Origin of the sequence: Pseudomonas sp. B21-036, from assembly GCF_024748925.1 — a bacterium.
Taxonomy (GTDB): Bacteria; Pseudomonadota; Gammaproteobacteria; order Pseudomonadales; family Pseudomonadaceae; genus Aquipseudomonas; species Aquipseudomonas palmensis.
Genome location: NZ_CP087178.1, coordinates 1,710,317 through 1,726,047 on the forward strand (window position 1 = coordinate 1,710,317; position 15,731 = coordinate 1,726,047).

Sequence of the window (15,731 nt, forward strand, 5' to 3'; positions counted from 1 at the left end):
ATGGCCCTGCCAAGTCGTGCCGCGCGCCTGGTGCCGGTGGTGGAGATGGCCGAGGAGGCCGAGCGCAAGGCTGTGCAGCGCCTCGGGCATTTCCAGCAGCAGGTGAGCATGGCCGAAACCAAGCTCCGGGAACTGGACCAGTTTCGCAGCGAGTACCAGAACCAGTGGATGGAAAAGGGCGGCCAGGGCGTTTCAGGCAGCTGGCTGCTGGGCTATCAGCGCTTTCTCAGCCAGCTGGACACCGCCGTGGCCCAGCAACACCAGAGCCTGGTGTGGCACCAGACCAACCTCAACAACGCACGGGCCACCTGGCAGCAGGCCTACGCCCGGGTCGAGGGCCTGCGCAAGCTGGTACAGCGCTACCGCGATGAAGCCCGCATGCTCGAGGACAAGCGCGAGCAGAAGCTGCTCGACGAATTGTCCCAGCGATTGCCGCGCCACGATCGCTTCTAGCACGGCATTGGTCGGCGCAGGTTGCCCAGGGGCGGGCGGGCTGCTAAACCTGTGGTGTCTGCAATCGCCATGATCGAAGGAGTCGAGCATATGGCCGTGGAGCACGATCTATCGCCGGATGGGAACAGCCTGACGATCAGGGTCAAGGGACGGTTCGATTTCGGCAAGCACCAGGCGTTTCGTGAATGCTACGAGCGCGAGCCAGTACCTTCCAAGGGCGTGGTCGTCGACTTGAAGGACGCCACCTATCTCGACAGCTCCGCCCTGGGCATGCTCCTGCTGCTGCGTGACCACGCCGGCGGCGACGATGCGTATATACGGGTGATCAACGCCAGCTCCGACGTTCGCAAGATCCTCGCCATCTCCAATTTCGACAAGCTGTTCGAGATCACTTGAGCGACCTCGTGAACGAGCAGTCGTCGCTGACCGTGCTGATTGCCGAAGATGGCGCCACCGACCGCCTGTTGCTGGCGCGCATCGTGCGCGAGCAGGGGCATTCGGTGATCACGGCCGAGAACGGTGCGCAGGCAGTGGCGCTGTTTGCCGAGCTGCGTCCGCAACTGGTGCTGCTCGACGCGCTGATGCCGGTGATGGACGGCTTCGAGGCGGCTCGCCAGATCAAGCTGATGGCTGGCCAGGCGCTGGTGCCGATCATCTTTCTTACCTCGCTGAGTGAGGAGCAGGCCCTGGTGCGTTGCCTGGAGGCTGGTGGCGACGACTTTCTGCCCAAGCCTTATCGCCCGGTGATCCTGGCCGCCAAGATCAAGGCGATGGATCGCCTGCGTCGCCTGCAGGCGACCGTGCTGGAGCAGCGCGACGAGCTGGCGCGCCACCACGGTCACCTGCTCAACGAGCAGCGGGTGGCCAAGGCGGTGTTCGATCAGGTCACGCATTCGGGGTGCCTGAATGCGCCGAACATCCGCTACCTGCAATCTCCCTATGCGCTGTTCAACGGCGACCTGCTGCTGGCGGCGTTCACGCCGACCGGTGAAATGCATGTGCTGCTTGGCGACTTCACTGGCCATGGCCTGCCGGCTGCAGTGGGCGCCATGCCGTTGGCCGAGGTGTTCTACGGCATGACCGCCAAGGGCTACGGCCTGGCCGAAACCTTGCGCGAGATGAACGCCAAGCTCAAGCGCATCCTGCCGGTGGACATGTTCTGCTGCGCAATGATGCTCAGCCTGAGTTTCGAGCGGCGCCTGGCCGAGGTATGGAACGGCGGCATGCCGGACGGCTACCTGCTGCCCGCGGCCGGTGGCGAGCCCCAGGCGCTGGTGTCGCGGCACTTGCCCTTGGGGGTGCTGGCGCCGGAGCGTTTCGACGAGCACCCCGAGGTGGTGTCGCTGGCGTTGGGGGATCGCCTGTTCCTGCTGTCCGATGGGGTGGTGGATACCTGCGACCAGGACGAGCAGCTGTTCGGGGTGGAGCGCCTGCGCCAGGTGTTTGCGCGCAACCGTGCGCCGCAGCACCTGTTCGAGGATGTACTGCAGGCGCTCGAAGACTTTCGCGGCCAGTCCCGCGACGATGTCAGCATGCTCGAGATCAGTGTGGTCGAGCCACAGACACTGGCCCCGCCGCCGCTTGTCTATTCGGACAGCGGCCAGTCCAGCCCACTGGACTGGTCGCTGTCGTTCGAGTTTCGCGCGCAGACCCTCAAACGCTTCAACCCCTTGCCCTATCTGTTGCAGGTACTGCAGGAAATACACGGCCTGCGCCCCCAGAGCGGTGCGCTGCACAGCGTGCTCAACGAGCTCTACACCAATGCACTGGAGCACGGTGTGCTGGCCCTCGACTCGGCCCTCAAGCGCGACGCCCAGGGGTTTGCCGCCTATTATCAGGAGCGCAGCCGACGCCTGCAGGCATTGCAGGAAGGTTACATACGCTTGCACCTTCAGGTTGAACCCGTAGCGGGTGGCGGGCGTCTGGTGATTGAGATCGAAGATAGCGGCAGTGGCTTCGATGTGGGTACAGTGCTGGCCCGACCGGTGTTGGAGCAGCGGTTGTGCGGGCGTGGCCTGAGCCTGATCCGGCGTTTGAGCCGTCACGCCGAATGGGCCGACGGAGGGCGCAGGGCCCGCGTGGAGTTCGCCTGGGTGGCTCTGGCATAATTGAACTTGATCAAGGAGTGAGCAAGTGTCCGATCAGCGTATCGATAACAAGGTAGTGGGCGAGTTGCGGGAGGTCATGGGTAGCCAGTATGCCGAGTTGCTGGAGACCTTCCTGGCCGATTGCGAAAAGCGCATGGTGCAACTGCGCGACGCCCGCTCCCCCCGGCAGCTGAGTGAGGCTGCCCACAGTTTCAAGGGTAGCTGCAGCAACATGGGCGCCACCGACCTGGCCGAGTTGTGTCGGCAGCTGGAAGTGCGCGTGATGGAGCAGCCGGCACACGGCATCGAGGACCTGATCAGCCAGATCAGGTGCGAGTACCTCGAAGTGCGTCCCTTCTATGTCGCCGAGTTGGAGCGCGTGTCGCCGCAGGCGGCCAGGCATCCTGTGTAGCGCAAACCTGGCGCGACTCTTGCAGTCTCTTCGCTATTCAAGTTCGCGCTTCTGTAGTGGAGACCCTTCCCATGCCTGTCGCTTCAAACCCGCTGCTGCAACCGTCCGCCGTGGCCAAGGCCTCGCGCACGGCTGCGCCAGCGCCCGAAAAGGTGCCCCAGGTCGCCAATGACAAGGCTGCGGGCTTCTCCAAGGTGTATGCCGATCAGTCCCGCGACAAGCTGCCGGCCAAGGCGGATGTGCCCAATGCCGACAAGGCGGGCGTTGCAGCCGTGGCGGCAAATGCCGGCAAGACGGCGACCGATCAGGAGCGCACTGTTGCCGACAGCGGCAATTCATTGCCTGAACAGAAGCCGGCATCGGACGAGTCGACGCCAGTTGCCGATGACCTTCAACTGCTCGATTCGAGCCTGGTGGCGGGTCAGGTTACTGACGCCCAGGCCGGCGCACAGCTGATCCAGGCTCAGGCCGAAGCGGTGGCCCCAGTGGTGCAGGCGGCTGCCGCACAGTTGCAGGCCCAGGTGCAGGCCCCGGCCGTCGCGCCGCAGCCACCGGCCCCGGAAGAACCCGCTTTCGACCCGGCCGGCGACGTGCTCGAGGACCTGCCGGCATTGCGCCTGGCCCTGGAGCAGAACGCCCAGGCCCAGGGCACCACCTCTGCCCATGCCAGCAAGCCGACCACGGCGCAACCCGAAGCCACCCAGGGCCAGCCTGCCGTCAATACCCTGGCGGCCATGCTCGACCCGCGTCAGGCCGATCCGGGCGACAGCGAGCCGGGCGAGAAGGGCTTCAGCAACCTGCTCGATGACGGCCTGAAGGACCTCAAGGGCGCCTCCAGCGATACCCGTGTCGATGACTTTGCCGAGCGCCTCAGCGCGCTGACCCAGGCCGCGACGCCCAAGACCGCCAATGCGGTGCCGGTGGCGATGCCGCTGAACCAGCCGCTGGCGATGCACCAGGGTGGCTGGACCGAGGGCCTGGTCAATCGCGTGATGTACCTGTCCAGCCAGAACCTGAAGTCGGCTGAAATCAAGCTGGAGCCAGCCGAACTGGGGCGCTTGGACATTCGCGTGCACATGACACCCGAGCAGCAGGCGCAGATCACCTTCACCAGTGGCAACGTGGTGGTGCGCGAAGCGCTGGAAAACCAGGCCAGCCGGCTCAAGGAAATGTTCGCCGAACAGGGGCTGGCGCAACCTGACGTGAACGTGGCCGACCAGTCCCGCGAGCAGCAGCAGGGCTCGCAGGACGGCACCTCGAAGCTCAGCGGCGTGGCCGCGCGTCGCAATGAAGGCGCGGGCGGCGAAGAGGCCGACGCCGACGCGGCGGCCCAGCCCGTGGAGCGACCGGTGGTGCTGGGGTCCAGCGCGGTCGATTTCTACGCCTGATTGCACGGGGAGGGCTGGGCGTTGCGGGGCGGCTGCCCAGCCCTTCACGGATGAATCTGCCCCTGCGTTCGTCGCCTTCCTCAATCGGGCCGGTGTGGCCCGCAAATCTGGCATAACACTTGCTCAACCCTCGCCATGTGGGACAAACCTCTTGTGAGTGACGGATTATTGGCATGGCGAAGAGCGAAGCAGTGAAAGACCCCGCCGTAAAAGGCAAACTCAAGCTGATCCTGCTGCTGGTGCTGGCATTGCTGCTGGCCATCGGCTTGTCGGTGGGCGCCACCTGGTTCTTCCTGCAAAGGGGCGACAGCAAACCTCAGGTCGACCCGGCAACCGTCAGCAACGTCAGGCCTGCGGCCATCTACGAGCCGCTGGCGCCAGCCTTCGTCGTCAACTTCAACCAGAACGGTCGTCAGCGCTACATGCAGGTGAGCATCACCATGCAGGGGCGCGACCAGGCTGCGCTGGATGCGCTGAAAGTGCACATGCCGGTGATCCGCAACAACCTGGTGATGCTCTTCTCCGGCCAGCCGTTCGACTCCCTGGCGACCCCGGTCGGCCAGGAGATGCTGCGCCAGAAGGCCACCGCCAGCGTGCAGGAAGTGGCCCAGAAAGAAGTCGGCAAGCTGGTGATCGACCAGTTGCTGTTCACCAATTTCGTATTGCAGTAGGAGCCCAAGATGGCCATGCAGGACCTGCTGTCCCAGGATGAGATCGATGCCCTGCTGCACGGCGTCGACGACGGGCTGGTGCAAACCGATAGCGGCGCCGACCCCGGCAGCATCAAGAGCTACGACCTGACCAGCCAGGACCGGATCGTGCGCGGGCGCATGCCGACCCTGGAAATGATCAACGAACGTTTCGCCCGGTATACCCGCGTGAGCATGTTCAACCTGCTGCGCCGCTCGGCGGATGTGGCAGTGGGGGGCGTGCAGGTGATGAAGTTCGGTGAGTACGTGCACTCGCTGTACGTGCCCACCAGCCTCAACCTGGTGAAGATCAAGCCGTTGCGCGGCACCTCGCTGTTCATCCTCGATGCCAAGCTGGTGTTCAAGCTGGTGGACAATTTCTTCGGCGGTGACGGTCGTCACGCCAAGATCGAGGGTCGCGAGTTCACGCCCACCGAATTGCGCGTGGTGCGCATGGTGCTGGACCAGTGCTTCGTCGACCTCAAGGAAGCCTGGCAGGCGATCATGCCGGTCAACTTCGAGTACATCAACTCGGAGGTCAACCCGGCCATGGCCAACATCGTCGGCCCGAGCGAGGCGGTGGTGGTGTCCACCTTCCACATCGAACTCGATGGCGGTGGCGGCGACCTGCACGTGACCATGCCCTACTCGATGATCGAGCCGGTGCGCGAAATGCTCGACGCGGGCTTCCAGTCCGACCTGGACGACCAGGACGAACGCTGGATCAAGGCCCTGCGCGAAGACGTGCTGGACGTCAGCGTGCCGATCAGCGCCACCGTGGCACGCCGCGAGCTGCGCCTGCGCGACATCCTGCACATGCAGCCGGGTGATGTGATCCCGGTCGAACTGCCGGACGAGCTGGTACTGCGCGCCAATGGCGTACCGTCGTTCAAGGCCAAGTTGGGCTCGCACAAGGGCACGCTGGCATTGCAAGTAACCGAGCCGATCGAGCGCCGCTGATCGGTACCCTGGCTTTAACTCCGAATTGATTGCCCCGTCGAGGACAAGATGGCTGACGAAAACGATATCACCTCCATGGAAGACCAGGCCCTGGCCGATGAGTGGGCAGCAGCCCTGAGCGAGACCGGCGATGCCGGCCAGTCCGACATCGACGCGCTGTTGGCGGCTGACGGCGGCAGCAGTGCCGGCTCGCCCAACCGCCTGCCGATGGAAGAATTCGGCAGCTCGCCCAAGGGCAGCGATGCAGTGACCCTGGACGGCCCGAACCTGGACGTGATCCTGGATATTCCGGTGAGCATCTCGATGGAAGTGGGCAGCACCGAAATCAACATCCGCAACCTGCTGCAACTGAACCAGGGTTCGGTGATCGAGCTGGACCGCCTGGCCGGCGAGCCGCTGGACGTGCTGGTCAACGGCACCCTGATCGCGCACGGCGAGGTGGTGGTGGTGAACGAGAAGTTCGGCATCCGCCTGACCGACGTGATCAGCCCGAGCGAACGCATCAAGAAGCTGCGCTGAGTGAAGCGTCTTCTGCAAGCAGGGCTGACCGGGGTCGGCCTGCTCTGGCTCGACCTGGCGCTGGCGGCACAGCCCGCGGCCACGGCAGCCGCTGCGACCACGGCAGCAGCCGGCAGTGCCAGCGGGCAGCTGGGCCGTCTGGTGCTGGGGTTGTTGCTGGTGCTGGGCCTGATCTTCTTTCTCGCCTGGCTGCTGCGCCGGGTGCAGAACGTGACGCCGCGTGGCCAGCAGGTCATCGAGATCGTCGGCACGCGCGTGGTCGGCCCGCGTGATCGGCTGCTGCTGGTGCAGGTGGGTAACGAACAGATACTGATCGGTCATACGCCGGGCAGCCTTACCGCGTTGCATGTGCTGGCCGAGCCGGTGCAGGTACCGGCCAGCGCCCGCCAGGCTACGCCCGAATTCGCCCAGCGCCTGATGGAGCTGCTGGGCAAGGATCAAAAGGACAAGTCGTGATGGGCGCATTGCGCATGCTGTTGACCCTGCTGCTGATGTTCGCAGCGCCGCTGGCCCTGGCCGCCGACCCGCTGTCGATTCCGGCGATCACCCTGTCCAACGGGGCGGATGGGCAGCAGGAGTACTCGGTCAGCCTGCAGATCCTGCTGATCATGACGGCGCTGAGCTTCATTCCGGCGTTCGTGATTCTGATGACCAGCTTCACCCGGATCATCATCGTGTTCTCGATCCTGCGCCAGGCCCTGGGCCTGCAGCAGACGCCGTCGAACCAGATCCTCACCGGCATGGCGCTGTTCCTGACCCTGTTCATCATGGCGCCGGTATTCGACCGGGTGAACAAGGATGCCCTGCAGCCGTACCTGGCCGAGACCCTGTCGGCCCAGGACGCGGTGGCCAAGGCCCAGGTGCCCCTCAAGGACTTCATGCTGGCGCAGACCCGCGAGAGCGATCTCGACCTGTTCATGCGCCTGTCCAAGCGTACCGATATCGCCACGCCGGACGAGGCGCCGTTGACCATCCTGGTACCGGCCTTCGTCACCTCCGAACTCAAGACCGCGTTCCAGATCGGCTTCATGATCTTCATCCCGTTCCTGATCATCGACCTGGTGGTGGCCAGTGTGCTGATGGCCATGGGTATGATGATGCTGTCGCCGCTGATCATCTCCCTGCCGTTCAAGATCATGCTGTTCGTGCTGGTGGATGGCTGGGCGTTGATCATGGGCACCCTGGCCGGCAGTTTCGGTGGCGTCTAGCGCGCCGAGGAGAACAACATGACCCCAGAAGTTGCTGTCGACCTGTTCCGCGATGCGCTGTGGCTGACTACCATGATCGTGGCCGTGCTGGTGGTACCGAGCCTGCTGGTGGGCCTGATGGTGGCCATGTTCCAGGCCGCCACCCAGATCAACGAACAGACCCTGAGCTTTCTGCCGCGCCTGCTGGTGATGCTGATCACGCTGATCGTGGCCGGGCCCTGGCTGGTGCAGAAGTTCATGGAATACATCCTGTCGTTGTACGGCAGCATTCCCCAGTTGATCGGCTGAGCGCGCGATGCTCCAGTTGACCGATGCGCAGATCGCCACCTGGGTGGCGAGCTTCATCCTGCCGCTGTTTCGCATTGCCGCCGTGCTGATGACCATGCCCATCATCGGGACCAAGATGGTGCCGGGGCGTATCCGCCTGTACCTGGCCCTGGCGATCACCGTGGTGGTGGTGCCGGGCCTGCCGCCGATGCCCGAAGTCAATCCGCTGTCGCTCAGCGGGCTGCTGCTGATTGCCGAGCAGATCCTCATCGGTGCGGTATTCGGCCTGTCGCTGCAACTGTTCTTCCAGATATTCGTGGTGGCTGGGCAGGTGGTGGCCATCCAGATGGGCATGGCCTTCGCCTCCATGGTCGACCCGGTCAACGGCGTCAACGTGGCGGTGGTCAGCCAGTTCCTGAGCATGCTGGTGACGCTGCTGTTCCTGTCGATGAACGGGCACCTGGTGGTGTTCGAGGTGATCACCGAGAGCTTCACCACCTTGCCGGTGGGCACCGGCCTGATGGTCAACCACTACTGGGACCTGGTCGGGCGGCTGAGCTGGGTGCTGGGCGCGGCGCTGCTGCTGGTGCTGCCGGCGATCACCGCGCTGCTGGTGGTGAACATCGCCTTCGGCGTGATGACCCGTGCAGCGCCGCAGCTGAACATCTTCTCCATCGGTTTCCCGTTGACCCTGGTGCTGGGGCTCGGGATTTTCTGGGTTGTCCTGGCCGACATCCTTTCCCATTACCAGGCGCTGGCCTCCGAGGCCCTGCAGTGGCTGCGTGAGCTGGCGAGGGCGAGCTGAGCATGGCAGAGAGCGAAAGCGGTCAGGACAAGACAGAAGACCCCACGGAGAAAAAGAAGAAGGACGCCCGCGAGAAGGGCGAGATCGCCCGTTCCAAGGAGCTCAACACGGTGGTGGTGACCCTGGCCGGGGCCGGTGGCCTGCTGGTGTTCGGTGGTGGCCTGGCCGAAGTGCTGATGGACATCATGCGCATCAACTTCACCCTGTCGCGCGACACGCTGATCGACGAGCGCTCGATGGGCACCTTCTTGCTGGCCTCGGGCAAGATGGCCCTGATGGCGCTGCAGCCGGTATTGCTGGTGGCGCTGATCGTGGCCTTCATCGGGCCGATCTCGCTGGGTGGCTGGCTGTTTGCCGGCGGCACCCTGGCGCCCAAGTTCAGCCGCATGAACCCGCTGTCGGGGATCAAGCGCATGTTTTCCCTGAACGCACTGACCGAGCTGCTCAAGGCCCTGGCGAAGTTCTTCGTGATCTTGATCGTGGCGCTGGTGGTGTTGTCGTCGGACCGTGACGACCTGCTGGCCATTGCCAACGAGCCGCTGGAGCAGGCGATCATCCACAGTGTGCAGGTGGTGGGCTGGAGTGCCCTGTGGATGGCCGCCGGCCTGTTGCTGATTGCCCTGGTGGACGTGCCGTTGCAGCTGTACCAGTCGCACAAGAAGCTGCTGATGACCAAGCAGGAGGTGCGCGACGAGTACAAGAACAGCGAGGGCAAGCCGGAGGTCAAGCAGCGTATTCGCCAGTTGCAGCGCGAGATGTCGCAGCGGCGCATGATGGCGGCGATCCCCGATGCCGACGTGATCATCACCAACCCGACCCACTATGCGGTGGCGCTCAAGTACGACCCCGAGAAGGGCAATGCGCCGACGCTGCTGGCCAAGGGCACCGATTTCCTGGCGCTGAAGATTCGCGAAATCGCCAATGCCCACAACATCCAGGTGCTGGAATCGCCGGAGCTGGCGCGTTCGATCTTCTACTCCACCGAGCTCGAGGAAGAGATCCCGGCCGGCCTGTACCTGGCCGTGGCCCAGGTGCTGGCCTACGTGTACCAGATTCGCCAGCACCGGGCGGGCAAGGGCAAGGCGCCGGAGCCGCTCAAGGATCTGCCGATTCCGCCGGACCTGCGCCGCGATTCTTGAGCCGTTTGAGCTCTTCCCGTCGGCGCGAGGTGTCGGCCCCTTCGCTGCAGGAGCCGGCCGTGTCGGCGAAGGTCGCGTCACTGATCCAAAGTTGGAAAGCTTCTTGCAATAGCAGCGCCAAGCGCCCGCATGGCGTCAAAAGTTTGCTTGAAGAGGAATATCGGTGGATCGCTCTCAGTTAATCAACAGCGCCCGTAGCAACCTGTCCGGGCTCGGCCGGGGCAACCTGGGGGTGCCGCTGTTGCTGCTGGTGATGTTGGCAATGATGATGTTGCCGATCCCGCCGTTCCTGCTCGACGTGTTCTTCACCTTCAACATCGCCCTGTCCATCGTCGTGCTGCTGGTGTGCGTGTACGCCTTGCGCCCGCTGGATTTCGCCGTGTTTCCGACCATCCTGCTGGTGGCCACGCTGCTGCGCCTGGCGCTGAACGTGGCGTCCACGCGGGTGGTGATGCTCCACGGCCACGACGGCCACGAAGCCGCGGGCAAGGTGATCCAGGCCTTCGGCGAGGTGGTGATCGGCGGCAACTACGTGGTCGGTATCGTGGTGTTCGCGATCCTCATGATCATCAACTTCGTGGTGGTGACCAAGGGTGCCGGGCGCATTTCCGAGGTGAGCGCGCGCTTCACCCTCGACGCCATGCCCGGCAAGCAGATGGCCATCGACGCCGACCTCAACGCCGGCCTGATCGACCAGGCCCAGGCCAAGGCGCGGCGTACCGAAGTGGCCCAGGAGGCCGAGTTCTACGGTTCGATGGACGGTGCCAGCAAGTTCGTGCGCGGTGACGCCATCGCCGGCCTGCTGATCCTGTTCATCAACCTGATCGGCGGCATGGCCGTGGGTATCTTCCAGCACGGCATGACCTTCGGCGACGCCGGTCGCGTGTATGCGCTGCTCACCATCGGTGACGGTTTGGTGGCGCAGTTGCCTTCGCTGCTGCTGTCCACCGCCGCCGCGATCATGGTTACCCGTGCCTCGGGCTCCGAGGAAATGGGCAAGCAGATCAACCGGCAGATGTTCGATTCGCCCAAGGCGCTGGCCGTGTCCGGCGGCCTGATGATCGTCATGGGGCTGGTGCCGGGCATGCCGCACGTGGCATTCCTCAGCCTCGGCCTGATGGCCGCGGGCGGCGCCTACCTGGTGTGGCGCAAGCAGAACCAGGCCAAGGTCAAGGCACAGCAGGAAGTGCAGCGCCAGCAGGACCTGCTGCCGTCGCCGCAGCGTGCTCAGGAAACCAAGGAGCTGGGCTGGGACGACGTTACCCCGATCGACATGATCGGCCTGGAAGTCGGCTACCGGCTGATCCCGCTGGTGGACCGCAACCAGGGTGGGCAGTTGCTGGCGCGGATCAAGGGGGTACGCAAGAAGCTGTCCCAGGACCTGGGCTTCCTGATGCCCACCGTGCACATCCGCGACAACCTCGACCTGGCCCCCAGCGCCTACCGCCTGACGCTGATGGGGGTGATCCTGGCCGAGGCCGAGATCTACCCCGACCGCGAACTGGCGATCAACCCGGGGCAGGTGTTCGGCAACCTCAACGGCATCGCCGCCAGGGACCCGGCCTTCGGCCTGGAGGCAGTGTGGATCGATGTGGCCCAGCGCAGCCAGGCGCAATCGCTGGGCTACACCGTGGTGGACGCGAGCACCGTGGTCGCCACCCACCTCAACCAGATCCTCTACAAGCATTGCCACGAGCTGATCGGTCACGAAGAGGTACAGCAACTGCTGCAGGTCCTGGCCAAGGGCTCGCCCAAGCTGGCCGAGGAACTGGTGCCGGGGGTGCTGCCGCTGTCCGGTCTGCTCAAGGTGCTGCAGGCGTTGCTGGCCGAGCAGGTGCCGGTGCGCGACATCCGCACCATTGCCGAAGCCATCGCCAACAATGCCGCCAAGAGTCAAGATACCGCCGCGCTGGTGGCTTCGGTGCGCGTAGGATTGAGCCGCGCAATCGTGCAAAGCATTGTAGGAACTGAGTCCGAGCTGCCTGTGATCACGCTTGAGCCAAGGTTGGAACAGATTTTGCTCAATAGTTTGCAAAGGGCCGGGCAGGGTCAGGAAGATGGTGTTCTTCTTGAGCCGAGCATGGCCGAAAAGCTTCAGCGTTCGTTGATCGAGGCCGCCCAGCGTCAGGAGATGCAAGGGCAACCTGCAATCCTGCTGGTCGCAGGACCCGTTCGACAGATGCTGTCGCGTTTTGGCCGCCTGGCTGTACCGAATTTGCATGTTTTGGCGTATCAGGAAATACCTGACAACAAGCAAGTTACCATCGTTGCCACAGTAGGCCCCAACGGCTGAGGTAGTGGGATATGCAAGTTAAGCGTTTTTTCGCCGCTGATATGCGTCAGGCCATGAAGCTGGTTCGTGATGAGCTGGGGGCAGAGGCCGCCATCATCGGCAACCGACGGATTGCTGGCGGTGTCGAGCTGACGGCGGCGCTGGACTACAAGCTGTCCGCGCTTGCGCCGCGGGTGCCGAACGTCGAGCTCGAGGACGAACTGCGCAAGACCCAGTCGCGCATCGTCACCGCGCAGGCCGAGCTCAGCAGCCGGGTCGAAGGCGAGGAGGGCAACCGCCAGTTGTTCGCCGGCCTGCCGCTGACCGCCTCCGAGCCGCTGGTAGAGCCGCAGGTCGAGGCCCCCGTGCGGCCTCAGGCAGCGGCCCCGGCGCCGGTCGATCAGCGTCTGTTCGATTCCATGCGTTCGGAGCTCTCGGGCCTGCGCGAGCTGCTCGAAGTGCAGCTCGGCTCGCTGGCCTGGACCCAGCTGCAGGGCAGCAAGCCGCACCAGGCCAACCTCTGGCGCCGCCTGCAGCGCATCGGCATCGCCGGGCCGCTGGCCCGCGAGGTGCTGGACATCACTGCCGACATCGAAGAGCCCCGCCAGGCCTGGCGCATGCTGCTGGCGCACCTGGCCCGCATGATCCAGGTGCCGGAAATCGAGCCGATCGAAGAGGGCGGCGTGATCGCCATGGTCGGCCCGGCCGGCATGGGCAAGACCACCACCCTGGCCAAGCTGGCGGCGCGCTATGTGCTCAAGTACGGCGCGCAGAACATCGCGCTGGTGAGCATGGACAGCTTTCGCATCGGCGCCCAGGAACAACTCAAGACCCTGGGGCGCATCCTGAATGTGTCGGTGACCCACGTCGACCCCGGCCAGTCGCTGGCCCAGGCCCTGGACCCTCTGCTGCGCAAGCGCGTGGTGCTGATCGATACGGCCGGCCTGCAGGCCAGCGACCCGGCACTGCGCATGCAGCTCGAAACCCTGGCCGGGCGCGGCATCCAGGCCAAGAATTACCTGGTGCTGGCCACCACCAGCCAGAAGCAGGTGCTGACCGCTGCCTACCACAGCTACAAGCGCTGCGGGCTGGCCGGTTGCATCCTGACCAAGCTCGACGAAACGGCGTGCCTGGGCGAGGTGCTGAGCCTGGCCATCACGCATGAGTTGCCGGTGGCCTATCTGACCGATGGGCCGCGCATTCCGGACGATCTGCACTTGCCGCGCCGGCACCATCTGGTCAGTCGCGCGGTCAGTGTACAAATGCAGGACGATCCCAGCGAAGAGGCCATGGCCGACATGTTCGCCGATCTGTACCACAGCGACGGCAAGCGTGTCGGCTGAGGTAAATGTGTATACGTTGCAAAGTACCTACATCAATGGTCTGCCAGGCATTTTTCAGGTGTTGAAAGCGCAGCCAGTCATGTGGCCTCGGTCTAAGTAAGACAAGGTAAAGAACAAACATGGGCAGCATGCATCCCGTACAGGTGATCGCCGTGACAGGCGGCAAAGGTGGCGTCGGCAAGACCAACGTGTCAGTGAACTTGTCATTGGCGCTGGCTGAGCTTGGCCGTCGGGTCATGCTGCTGGACGCCGACCTGGGCCTGGCCAACGTCGACGTCTTGCTCGGCCTGACCCCCAAACGCACACTGGCCGATGTCATCGAGGGCCGCTGCGAGCTGCGCGACGTGCTGCTGCCGGGGCCTGGCGGGGTACGCATCGTGCCTGCGGCCTCCGGCACCCAGAGCATGGTGCACCTGGCGCCGGCCCAGCATGCCGGGCTGATCCAGGCGTTCAGCGAGATCGGCGACAACCTCGACGTGCTGGTCATCGACACCGCGGCCGGCATCGGCGATTCGGTCGTCAGCTTCGTGCGCGCGGCCCAGGAAGTGCTGCTGGTGGTGTGCGACGAGCCCACGTCCATCACTGACGCCTATGCCCTGATCAAGCTGCTGAACCGCGATTACGGCATGAACCGTTTCCGGGTGCTGGCCAACATGGCACAAAGCCCTCAGGAAGGTCGCAATCTGTTCGCCAAATTGACCAAGGTCACGGATCGCTTCCTGGATGTCGCCTTACAATACGTCGGTGCTGTGCCCTACGACGAATGTGTCCGCAAGGCAGTGCAGAAGCAGCGAGCAGTCTACGAAGCCTTTCCGCGTTCCAAGTGCGCGCTGGCCTTCAAGGCCATTGCTCAGAAGGTCGATAGCTGGCCGTTGCCTGCCAACCCGCGTGGTCATCTGGAGTTCTTCGTCGAACGGCTGGTGCAACCGACCAGTGCGGGACCAGTGCTATGAGTGCAAGCGGCTATCGGATGTACAGCAAGGCTTCGCGTGATGCCCAGTACGAGCTGATCGAGCGGTACGCACCCTTGGTCAAGCGCATTGCCTATCACCTGCTGGCGCGTCTGCCAGCCAGTGTGCAGGTGGAAGACCTGATCCAGGCCGGCATGATCGGCCTGCTCGAGGTCTCCAACAAGTACGACTCCAGCAAGGGTGCCAGTTTCGAGACCTATGCCGGTATCCGCATCCGTGGGGCCATGCTCGACGAGGTGCGCAAGGGGGATTGGGCGCCGCGTTCGGTACACCGCAATACCCGCATGGTGAGTGACGCGATTCGTGCAATTGAAGCAAAAACCGGTCGTGATGCTAAAGATCACGAGGTTGCTGCCGAACTTCAATTGAGTCTCGATGATTATTACGGGATTTTGAACGATACCTTGGGCAGTCGCCTGTTCAGTTTCGACGACCTGTTGCAGGACGGCGAACATGAAGGCCTGCACGAGGACGGCGCCAGTGCCCAGCTCGAGCCATCGCGCGATCTGGAAGACGAGCGCTTTCAGGCAGCCCTGGCGGATGCAATCGCCAACCTGCCCGAGCGCGAGCGCCTGGTGCTGGCGCTGTACTACGACGAAGAGCTGAACCTCAAGGAAATCGGCGAGGTGCTGGGGGTCAGCGAGTCACGTGTCAGCCAGTTGCACAGCCAGTGCGCCGCACGCTTGCGCGGTCGCCTGGGGGAATGGCGGGCGCGTTGAGCAGCCGTTCCATACAGTCGTGAAATGTAGTGCCCGAATTGATTGAATGCGCGTTCAGCGCTGAGCGCGTTAAAGACTGCTTGGAGGTCTAATTGAACAAAGACATGAAAATCCTCATCGTCGACGATTTTTCGACGATGCGGCGGATCATCAAGAACCTGTTGCGTGACCTGGGCTTCACCAATACCCAGGAAGCCGACGACGGCAACACCGCGTTGCCGATGCTCGAAAGCGGTCACTTCGATTTCCTGGTGACCGACTGGAACATGCCCGGCATGTCCGGTATCGACCTGCTGCGCAAGGTACGTCTGGATGAGCGCCTCAAGCACCTGCCGGTGCTGATGGTGACGGCCGAAGCCAAACGCGAACAGATCATCGAAGCCGCCCAGGCGGGCGTCAACGGCTATGTGGTCAAACCGTTCACCGCCCAGGTGCTGAAAGAAAAGATCGAAAAGATCTTCGAGCGCGTCAATAGCTGAGGTACGCCACGGGGGCGCTT

General features: G+C 63.9%; 18 protein-coding genes. All 18 read left to right on the forward strand.

What is annotated here, in order from left to right; translation table 11 throughout:
- The 18 genes from fliJ to LOY33_RS07830 all read left to right on the forward strand — a co-directional run bounded on the left by fliJ (nucleotide 1) and on the right by LOY33_RS07830 (nucleotide 15,711).
- Nucleotides 1-453, forward strand: coding sequence for a flagellar export protein FliJ (fliJ, locus tag LOY33_RS07745; RefSeq protein ID WP_043861808.1), 453 nt, complete (start codon nucleotides 1-3; stop codon nucleotides 451-453).
- A gap of 90 nt (nucleotides 454-543) precedes the next feature.
- Nucleotides 544-849 (forward strand): STAS domain-containing protein, encoded by a 306-nt coding sequence (locus LOY33_RS07750; RefSeq protein ID WP_043861809.1) that lies wholly within the window; start codon nucleotides 544-546, stop codon nucleotides 847-849.
- The gene (locus LOY33_RS07755) at nucleotides 846-2,561 is read left to right on the forward strand and encodes a fused response regulator/phosphatase (protein WP_043861810.1); all 1,716 of its coding nucleotides are present in this window, start codon (nucleotides 846-848) and stop codon (nucleotides 2,559-2,561) included. Before LOY33_RS07750 ends, LOY33_RS07755 begins: the two co-directional genes overlap by 4 nt.
- Before the next feature lie 25 nt (nucleotides 2,562-2,586).
- Nucleotides 2,587-2,952 carry an Hpt domain-containing protein gene (locus LOY33_RS07760; protein ID WP_043861811.1) on the forward strand — a complete coding sequence of 122 codons (366 nt, stop codon included), beginning with the start codon at nucleotides 2,587-2,589 and terminating at the stop codon, nucleotides 2,950-2,952.
- A 71-nt stretch (nucleotides 2,953-3,023) separates the two neighbouring features.
- Nucleotides 3,024-4,340, forward strand: a complete 1,317-nt coding sequence (locus LOY33_RS07765; protein WP_058542053.1) for a flagellar hook-length control protein FliK — start codon at nucleotides 3,024-3,026, stop codon at nucleotides 4,338-4,340.
- A 173-nt stretch (nucleotides 4,341-4,513) separates the two neighbouring features.
- Nucleotides 4,514-5,011 (forward strand): flagellar basal body-associated protein FliL, encoded by a 498-nt coding sequence (fliL, locus tag LOY33_RS07770; RefSeq protein ID WP_054915630.1) that lies wholly within the window; start codon nucleotides 4,514-4,516, stop codon nucleotides 5,009-5,011.
- 9 nt (nucleotides 5,012-5,020) lie between these two features.
- Complete coding sequence (gene fliM / locus LOY33_RS07775; protein ID WP_043861814.1) at nucleotides 5,021-5,989, forward strand: flagellar motor switch protein FliM; 969 nt, start codon at nucleotides 5,021-5,023, stop codon at nucleotides 5,987-5,989.
- A 48-nt stretch (nucleotides 5,990-6,037) separates the two neighbouring features.
- Complete coding sequence (gene fliN / locus LOY33_RS07780) at nucleotides 6,038-6,508, forward strand: flagellar motor switch protein FliN (protein WP_088515603.1); 471 nt, start codon at nucleotides 6,038-6,040, stop codon at nucleotides 6,506-6,508.
- Nucleotides 6,509-6,562: 54 nt separating this feature from the next.
- The gene (gene fliO, locus LOY33_RS07785; RefSeq protein WP_258662870.1) at nucleotides 6,563-6,964 is read left to right on the forward strand and encodes a flagellar biosynthetic protein FliO; all 402 of its coding nucleotides are present in this window, start codon (nucleotides 6,563-6,565) and stop codon (nucleotides 6,962-6,964) included.
- On the forward strand, nucleotides 6,964-7,716 hold the full coding sequence (fliP, locus tag LOY33_RS07790) for a flagellar type III secretion system pore protein FliP (protein WP_054915628.1): 753 nt from the start codon (nucleotides 6,964-6,966) through the stop codon (nucleotides 7,714-7,716). Before fliO ends, fliP begins: the two co-directional genes overlap by 1 nt.
- 18 nt (nucleotides 7,717-7,734) lie before the next feature.
- Complete coding sequence (gene fliQ, locus LOY33_RS07795; protein ID WP_043861818.1) at nucleotides 7,735-8,004, forward strand: flagellar biosynthesis protein FliQ; 270 nt, start codon at nucleotides 7,735-7,737, stop codon at nucleotides 8,002-8,004.
- Nucleotides 8,005-8,011: 7 nt separating this feature from the next.
- Entirely contained in the window at nucleotides 8,012-8,788 is a 777-nt protein-coding gene (gene fliR / locus LOY33_RS07800; RefSeq protein WP_054915627.1) for a flagellar biosynthetic protein FliR, read from the forward strand.
- A gap of 2 nt (nucleotides 8,789-8,790) precedes the next feature.
- Complete coding sequence (flhB, locus tag LOY33_RS07805; protein ID WP_054915626.1) at nucleotides 8,791-9,927, forward strand: flagellar biosynthesis protein FlhB; 1,137 nt, start codon at nucleotides 8,791-8,793, stop codon at nucleotides 9,925-9,927.
- A 163-nt stretch (nucleotides 9,928-10,090) separates the two neighbouring features.
- Complete coding sequence (gene flhA / locus LOY33_RS07810; protein WP_043861821.1) at nucleotides 10,091-12,220, forward strand: flagellar biosynthesis protein FlhA; 2,130 nt, start codon at nucleotides 10,091-10,093, stop codon at nucleotides 12,218-12,220.
- Between the two features lie 11 nt (nucleotides 12,221-12,231).
- Nucleotides 12,232-13,542, forward strand: coding sequence for a flagellar biosynthesis protein FlhF (flhF, locus tag LOY33_RS07815; RefSeq protein ID WP_043861822.1), 1,311 nt, complete (start codon nucleotides 12,232-12,234; stop codon nucleotides 13,540-13,542).
- A 119-nt stretch (nucleotides 13,543-13,661) separates the two neighbouring features.
- A complete protein-coding gene (gene fleN, locus LOY33_RS07820; protein WP_054915624.1) occupies nucleotides 13,662-14,495 on the forward strand; it encodes a flagellar synthesis regulator FleN in 834 nt (277 codons plus the stop codon).
- Complete coding sequence (fliA, locus tag LOY33_RS07825; RefSeq protein ID WP_043861824.1) at nucleotides 14,492-15,232, forward strand: RNA polymerase sigma factor FliA; 741 nt, start codon at nucleotides 14,492-14,494, stop codon at nucleotides 15,230-15,232. The genes fleN and fliA overlap by 4 nt, the downstream gene beginning before the upstream one ends.
- 104 nt (nucleotides 15,233-15,336) lie before the next feature.
- Entirely contained in the window at nucleotides 15,337-15,711 is a 375-nt protein-coding gene (locus LOY33_RS07830; RefSeq protein WP_043861825.1) for a chemotaxis response regulator CheY, read from the forward strand.
- The last annotated feature ends 20 nt before the right edge of the window (nucleotides 15,712-15,731 follow it).

Bases quoted from the DNA above. Each gene is read 5' to 3' on its own strand.
- fliJ (WP_043861808.1), top strand. From the start codon at position 1: ATGGCCCTGCCAAGTCGTGCCGCGCGCCTGGTGCCGGTGGTGGAGATG.
- LOY33_RS07750 (WP_043861809.1), top strand. From the start codon at position 544: ATGGCCGTGGAGCACGATCTATCGCCGGATGGGAACAGCCTGACGATC.
- LOY33_RS07765 (WP_058542053.1), top strand. From the start codon at position 3,024: ATGCCTGTCGCTTCAAACCCGCTGCTGCAACCGTCCGCCGTGGCCAAG.
- fliL (WP_054915630.1), top strand. From the start codon at position 4,514: ATGGCGAAGAGCGAAGCAGTGAAAGACCCCGCCGTAAAAGGCAAACTC.
- fliM (WP_043861814.1), top strand. From the start codon at position 5,021: ATGGCCATGCAGGACCTGCTGTCCCAGGATGAGATCGATGCCCTGCTG.
- fliN (WP_088515603.1), top strand. From the start codon at position 6,038: ATGGCTGACGAAAACGATATCACCTCCATGGAAGACCAGGCCCTGGCC.
- fliP (WP_054915628.1), top strand. From the start codon at position 6,964: ATGGGCGCATTGCGCATGCTGTTGACCCTGCTGCTGATGTTCGCAGCG.
- fliQ (WP_043861818.1), top strand. From the start codon at position 7,735: ATGACCCCAGAAGTTGCTGTCGACCTGTTCCGCGATGCGCTGTGGCTG.
- fliR (WP_054915627.1), top strand. From the start codon at position 8,012: ATGCTCCAGTTGACCGATGCGCAGATCGCCACCTGGGTGGCGAGCTTC.
- flhB (WP_054915626.1), top strand. From the start codon at position 8,791: ATGGCAGAGAGCGAAAGCGGTCAGGACAAGACAGAAGACCCCACGGAG.
- flhF (WP_043861822.1), top strand. From the start codon at position 12,232: ATGCAAGTTAAGCGTTTTTTCGCCGCTGATATGCGTCAGGCCATGAAG.
- fleN (WP_054915624.1), top strand. From the start codon at position 13,662: ATGGGCAGCATGCATCCCGTACAGGTGATCGCCGTGACAGGCGGCAAA.
- fliA (WP_043861824.1), top strand. From the start codon at position 14,492: ATGAGTGCAAGCGGCTATCGGATGTACAGCAAGGCTTCGCGTGATGCC.
- LOY33_RS07830 (WP_043861825.1), top strand. From the start codon at position 15,337: ATGAAAATCCTCATCGTCGACGATTTTTCGACGATGCGGCGGATCATC.